Below are 6,635 nucleotides of genomic sequence, written 5' to 3' on the forward strand. Positions count from 1 at the left end.
ATGCGCGGCATCAACCTCTCCGAACTGGCCGTGAAACACCGTGCGGTCACGCTGTTCCTGATCATCGCGATCCTCGCCGCCGGGATCTTCTCGTTCGGCAAACTGGGGCGCGCCGAAGACCCGTCGTTTACCGTCAAGGTCATGACCATCAGCGCCGCCTGGCCCGGCGCAACCGCCCGGGAAATGCAGGAACAGGTGGCCGACCGCCTGGAAAAGCGCCTGCAGGAACTGGATTACTACGACCGCGTCGAGACCATCGCCCAGCCGGGTTTCGTGTCGATGCGCATGACCTTCAAGGAGTCCACGCCCCCCGGCGAGCTCCAGGACCTGTTCTACCAGGCCCGCAAAAAGCTCAGCGATGAAGCCGCCAAACTGCCCAATGGCGTGGTCGGGCCGTTCTTCAACGACGAATATTCCGATGTGTACTTCGCCTTGTACGCCCTCGAAGCCGAGCACCTGCCCCACCGCCAGCAAGTGCAGATGGCCGAAACGCTACGCCAGCAGTTGCTGGACCTGCCGGGGGTGAAGAAGGTCAATATCCTCGGTGAGCAGGCGCAACGGGTGTTTGTCGAGTTTTCCTATGAGCGCCTGGCAACCCTGGGCATCAAGCCGGACCAGATCTTCGCCGCCCTCGCCGCACAAAACGCAGTGGCGCCGTCCGGCTTTGTGGAAACCGCCGGGGCGCGCGCCTATATCCGCATCGACGGTGCCTTTGACAGCCTGTCGCTGATTGAAAACGTACCGCTGGAAGCCAACGGGCGTGTGCTGCGCATCGCCGATGTGGCCAGCGTCAGCCGCGGTTATGAAGACCCGCCCAGCTACCGCATCCGCCACCAGGGCGACCCGGCGCTGATGCTCGGCGTGATCATGGAGAAACACTGGAACGGCCTGGAGCTGGACAAAAGTCTCAAGGCCGAGGAAGCCAGGATCCAGGCCGACCTGCCGCTGGGCGTGAACTTCGCCAAGGTCTCCGACCAGGCGAAAAACATCAGCCTGGCGGTCAATGAATTCATGCTGAAATTCTTCGTCGCGCTGGCCGTGGTCATGGTGATCAGCCTGTTGGCCCTGGGATTTCGCGTGGGGTTGGTAGTGGCGGCTGCGGTGCCGCTGACCTTGTCGGTGGTGTTCGTGATCATGCTGCTCACTGGCCGTGAGTTCGACCGTATCACCCTGGGTGCGCTGATCATTTCCCTGGGCTTGCTGGTGGATGACGCGATCATCGCCATTGAAATGATGGTGGTGAAACTGGAGGAAGGTTTCGATCGGATTCACGCCGCCACGTTCGCCTGGAGTTCCACCGCCGCGCCGATGCTCACCGGCACCCTGGTGACGATTATCGGCTTTCTGCCGGTGGGGTTTGCCCGCTCGGCCGCGGGAGAATACGCCGGCAATATTTTCTGGATCGTCGGCTTTGCGCTGATCTCCTCCTGGCTAGTGGCAGTGGTATTCACACCGTACCTGGGCGTGAAGCTGCTGCCGCAGATCAAACCGGTGCCCGGTGGCCATGACGCGATCTACGCCGGGCGCTACTACCGCAAACTGCGTAGCTTGGTCGAAGCCTGCGTACGTGGGCGCTGGCTGGTAACCGGCCTGGTGGTCGCAGCCTTTGTACTGTGCGGGCTGGGCATGGCCGTGGTGAAGAAACAGTTCTTCCCCAACTCCGACCGTTCCGAGCTGATTCTTGAGGTGTACATGCCGCCCGGCAGCGCGTTCAAAGCCACCGAGGCGGTGGCGGCGCAGTTGGAAAAAGCCCTGTTGCAAGAGCCGCAAACCAGCCTGGTGGACACTTATGTGGGCGGCGGCGCGCCACGGTTTTTCCTGTCGCTGAACCCGGAATTGCCCGACCCGGCTTTCGCCAAATTGATCGTGCAGACCCCGGATTCCCATGCTCGCGATGCGTTGAAATTGCGCATGCGTGAGCGCATCGCCGCCGGTGAATTTCCAGCGGCCCGTGTGCGCGTGACGCAGTTGCTGTTCGGCCCGCCGGTGCCATTCCCGGTGGTGTTCCGCGTGTCCGGGCCGGATGTGGATGTGCTGCGCGGCGTGTCCGAAGAGGTGCGTCGTGTGGTGGCCGCCAACAAGCTGACCAAGGAAGCCTTCCTCGACTGGGGCGAGCGCACCAGCACTTATCGCCTGGTCCTGGATCAAGACCGCCTGCGCCTGCTGGGTTTCACCCCCAATGAGGTCAAGTCCCAGCTTAACGCGTTGCTCAGCGGCAACCCGATCACCGAAGTGCGCGAAGGCAACCGCACCGTTGCCGTGGTCGCCCGCGCCCAGGGCAGCCAGCGCGAGAACCTCGGCAACCTCAACAACATGACCCTGACCAACAGCGCCGGCACTTCGGTACCGCTGGCCCAGGTCGGGCAGTTCCAGGCCGTGATGGAAGAGCCGATCCTCAAGCGCCGCAACCGTGCGACCACCGTGGAAGTACGCGCCGATATCATCGACAGCGTGCAACCGCCCGACGTGGAGATGGCCGTGTACAAAGACCTGCAACCACTGATCGCCAAGCTGCCTGCCAGCTACCGGATCGACATCGGCGGCCCGGTGGAGGAAAGCGCCAAAGCCAACGTCGCGCTGGCGGCGCTGTTCCCGATCATGATCCTGCTGACCCTCACGGTGATCATGTTCCAGGTGCGCTCGTTCGGCGTGATGTTCATGGTGTTCGCCACCGCGCCTTTGGGGTTGATCGGCGCGGTGCCGACGTTGCTGTTGTTCAACCAGCCGTTCGGGTTCAACGCAATTCTGGGCTTGATCGGCATCGGCGGGATTCTGATGCGCAACACGCTGATCTTCACCGACCAGATTCGCCAGAACCAGGAACAGGGCATGGCGATTCGCGAGGCGATCGTCGAAGCCACCGTGCGACGAGCCAGGCCGGTGATCCTCACCGCGCTGGCGGCAGCGCTGGCCTTCATCCCGCTGACGTTCTCGGTGTTCTGGTCGTCCCTGGCGTATGTGCTGATTGGCGGGGTGTCGGTGGGCACCGTGTTGACGCTGTTGTTCCTGCCGGCACTGTGCAGCCTGGTGCTGGGGCGCAAACAGACAGAAGCCGTCGAAACATCCCACACAAGCGCCGGATAAGCTCTACTCCCCTCCCCTGAAAACCTCTGCAAAGTCCCTCGCCTGAATACACAGTGCGAGGGATTGCCGATGTTTCTTTGCGTTAGAACCCTGTCTTTCGGGGTTGCCTCTTGATCGCCGTGACCAGCCAGACCATCGGTCTGCTGGTATTGGCCGCCATGGATTCAAAGACCCGCGACGTCGAGTCGGTCATCAGCGACTTCAAGCGCTGCCTCAACCATTACGACGATTGGGCAGAGAGCTTTTTCAGCTTTTCGGCGCTCGATATCGAGCAGGTCTTCAAGGTCGGCAATGAAGTGGCGCTCGTGGCGCCGATCAACCGTTCGATCCTGCCCAGCAGCACCGTCGCCACCTGCCAAGCCAACGGCACCCTGACCCTGGTGCATATGTTCCAGAGTTCGCGTTTCGTGCCGATTGGCAATACCCCGGTGATCATGCAGCGCGTCGATCCTGACGGCGGGCCATTGGGCGAGCCGATTCATCACACCATCGGGCCAAGCGGCATTCTGGAAATCACCGAGTGTGATCGCAACCAGCAATACCGGGTCAACTTCTACCCCGATGTCTCCAAGGCGCACTTCAAGGCGCTGTACGCCTCGTATCAGTCGCTCATCGCACCGTTGGAAGACTGGCTGCGCGCAGAGTGGCGCACCACTTTCAAGCCACTGTGGAAGGGTTACTCCGAAGCAAACTTCCTCAAGCGCTACCTGACATTGCACCACGCCTATGCCCGAGGCTTTGGTAACGCGCTCTACTCGCTCTGGGACGACCTCAAGCAGCTGTTTCAATGGTTGAGCGACCCCTTGGCCCATGCGGAAAAACTGCTGCACTACCTGTCCCAGGCTGAGTTCGAACAACTGCTGAAAGTCAGCACCGAGGCCCTCGCCAAAGGCCTGCTGGTGCTCAGCGATGAGCCACTGTTGTTTGTCTATCTGGCGGCCATGGTCAGTTGGATACGCATGCTGCCAGCGCCGTATATGAACGAATTGCTGGGGCAAATCAGCGCCGAGGTCCTGATCAATTTGTTGCTGTGCCGCGCCATAGGCGGGATGGGCCTGGCGATAGGCATGAGCACGAAGGTGCTGGGCGCGATCAAGTCCCGTCGTGCGCGGCGCTGGCTGGAACAGATGGCTGGGCAATTCGGCAAATCTGGTGTGGATGATCACGTTGAGATGGCTAAGCCGGTTTGGCTCGGCAGCGCGCCGACGCCGATCAACACGGTACCGATCGGGCCGTTGAAAGCTGGCGATCAGTTAGTTTCCAACCCCGTGACGGCAGTGCGAGACAAGGCGACGCAACGTACGGTACTGGTCAGGCAGGAGCCTGTCGACGATGTGCCGGCCTCGGGGAAAAACCTCAATGGGGAGGCTTCGGCATCGGCGGACAAGACCGCCTCCCATGGCTGCCCGGTGTCGATGGTCACTGGCGAGGAATTGCTGACGCTGACCGATGGCACGCTGGATGGCGTGTTGCCGTTTGAGTGGACGCGGCTGTATCGCACCAGTGCCGTTGAAGTGGATTGTGGGTTGGGGTTTGGCTGGAGCCATGCGCTGGCGCACAGGCTTGTCGTTGATGGCGATTCGGTGGTGTGGACGGATCATGAGAATCGGTCGACCACGCTGCCCTTGCCGTCTATTTCCCGGCCCGCAATAACCAACAGTTTGGCCGAAGTAGCGATCTATCTGGGCGCTCTGCCCGATGAATTAGTGCTGGCCCAGGCGTCACGCTTCTACCACTTTTGCGACGGTGTCCTCACCGCCATCAGCGATGCGTACGACAACCGGTTGCGCATTGTGCGGGATCGCTCGGGGCGTATTGAACGGCTGGATAACGGCGTCGGCCGCTCGCTGTTCTTGCGCTATGAGCTTGAGCGCATTGTGGCAGTGGACTACCAGGTTCAGCGCGCCAAAGGCCATGAAGCCTTCACCTGGGTGACCGAACACAACGTTGTGTCCTACGCCTATGACGATGCAGGCCGACTGGTGTGTGCGACCAATGCCGTGGGTGAGCGCGAGGTTTATCGCTACGACGCTCAGCACGTCATCCTTGAGCGGCAGTTGGCCGGTGGCGCGAGTTTCTACTGGGAATGGGAACGTTCCGGCAAGGCGGCGCGCTGTGTCCGGCATTGGGCCAGCTTCTCGCAGATGGACGCGCGTTATGCCTGGGGTGACGACGGCCAGGTCACGGTGGTTAACGCCGATGGCAGCCAGGAAGTCTACGTGCATGACCAGCGCGCACGGCTGGTACAGCGTACCGATCCGGACGGCGCCGAGCATTTCAAATCCTACGACGACAAGGGCCGGCTGACGGTCGAGCAAGACCCGCTGGGCGCGGTGACGGCCTATCAGTACGACGATGCCGGACGCTTGGTGGCTGTGTTTCCGGGGGATGACGAACCGACGTCCTACGAGCATGACAACGGCTTCGTACGCGTGGTGCGGCGCGGCCAGGCGGTCTGGAAATATGAGCGCAATGACCAGGGCGACGTGACGCGTCGGACGGATCCCGCCGGGCACATAACCGACTACAGCTACAACCCATCCGGGCAACTCACGGGCGTCTGGTACCCCGATCACAGCTGTCATCGGCTGGTCTGGAATGAACGCGGGCAATTGCTGGAGGAGCAACTGCCCAATGGCGCCATCAAGCGTTATCGCTATGACGACGTTGGGCGGCAAGTGGCGCGTGAGGATGAGCACGGTGCGCTGACCCAGTACCAGTGGGACAGCGTGGGTCGCCTGGTTCGCGTGGTCTTGCCGGGCGGTGCGTATCGGGAATACAGCTACAACCCCTACGGAAAAATCACCGCCGAACGCGACGAGCTCGGCCACGTCACCCGTTACGAATATGCCGACGGCCTGCACCTGATCAGCCGCCGCCTCAATGCCGACGGCACCCAGGTCAAGTACCGCTACGACAACGTGCGGTTATTGCTGACCGCGATTGAAAACGAAGCCGGCGAAACCTATCAGCTTGATTACCACCCCAACGGACTGATCCAGCAAGAAATCGGCTTTGACGGCCAGCGCACGGCGTATGCCTACGACCTCAACGGCAACCTGCTGGAAAAGACCGAACACGGTGACGATGGCAGTCAGCTGGTTACGCGTTATGAGCGCGACCACGCCGGGCGCCTCGTACGAAAAACCCTTGCCGATGGCAAGGTGGTTGAATACGCCTACGACCGCCAGGGCAACCTGCTCAGCGTCGACGACGGCCACTGGGCGCTGGCCTACGAATACGACGTCCAGAATCGCCTCACCGCCGAGCACCAAGGCTGGGGCACCCTGCGTTACGGCTATGACGCCTGTGGTCAGTTAAAACACCTGCGCCTGCCGGACAACAACCGTCTGGTGTTCAACCATGACAAAGGCGGTCACCTTTCCACGGTTGAACTCAACGGTGCGCTGCTCACCTCACACCTGTTTAAAAACGGTCGCGAACACCAACGCCAACAAGGCCAGTTGCTCAGCCACTACCACTACGACGACCAGCACCGCCTGCACGCCCACGCCATCACCCAGCAGGAACACATTCTTTACCAACGCCAA

At 61.4% G+C, this 6,635-nt stretch carries 2 protein-coding genes; both read left to right on the top strand.

The window, feature by feature from the left end:
- The gene (locus C9383_RS24470; protein WP_090370380.1) at positions 1-3,084 is read left to right on the top strand and encodes an efflux RND transporter permease subunit; all 3,084 of its coding nucleotides are present in this window, start codon (positions 1-3) and stop codon (positions 3,082-3,084) included.
- Between the two features lie 158 nt (positions 3,085-3,242).
- On the top strand, positions 3,243-6,635 hold a 3,393-nt coding region (locus C9383_RS24475), incomplete at its 3' end, for a DUF6531 domain-containing protein (RefSeq protein ID WP_107338884.1).

The sequence above is a fragment of the Pseudomonas palleroniana genome (assembly GCF_003031675.1).
Taxonomy (GTDB): domain Bacteria; phylum Pseudomonadota; class Gammaproteobacteria; order Pseudomonadales; family Pseudomonadaceae; genus Aquipseudomonas; species Aquipseudomonas palleroniana.

Excerpts from the sequence above, each read along its gene's own strand:
- C9383_RS24470 (WP_090370380.1), top strand. The coding sequence starts at position 1 with ATGCGCGGCATCAACCTCTCCGAACTGGCCGTGAAACACCGTGCGGTC.